At 61.5% G+C, this 524-nt stretch carries 1 protein-coding gene; it reads left to right on the top strand.

All coding sequences use genetic code 11. From position 1 onward, the window contains the following. On the top strand, positions 1–524 hold a 524-nt coding region (locus ACTJI5_RS22960; protein WP_440861965.1), incomplete at both ends, for a calcium-binding protein.

A 524-nucleotide genomic window follows, 5' to 3' on the forward strand; every position in this document is an offset into this window, starting at 1 on the left:
TATGCGCGCGGCGATGGTCACGACACGATTGTCGATAATGATGTTTGGGAAGGTGGCCTTGCCGATACGCTCGCTTTGCAGCAGATCGCCGTTGCCGATGTATCGCTGTCACGCGTCGGCGAGGATATCATTCTGACGATTACGGAGAGCGCGACCGGCGCGGGAGATGGCGGCAGCATCCGGCTGGTCAACATGAACCCCAACCGTGCCAATGGCATCGAGTTCGTGACCTTTGCAGATGGCACCCGCTGGGATGCCAATTACCTGCGCCAGCGGGTCGTGACGGAGGCCGCGACGGGTGGGAATGATGCGATCACCGGCTTTGACGGTAGCGAAGCCCTTTCTGGCGGCGGCGGCAACGACGCGCTCTTCGGCCGCTGGGGTAACGACACGCTCAACGGCGGCACGGGCAACGACACGCTCAACGGCGACCAGAGCGACGACACCTATGTCTATGCGCGCGGCGATGGCCACGACACGATTGTCGAAAATAATGTTTGGGACGGGGGCTTTGCCGATACACT

This window comes from Sphingopyxis sp. 22461 (genome assembly GCF_052044915.1).
Taxonomy (GTDB): Bacteria; Pseudomonadota; Alphaproteobacteria; order Sphingomonadales; family Sphingomonadaceae; genus Sphingopyxis.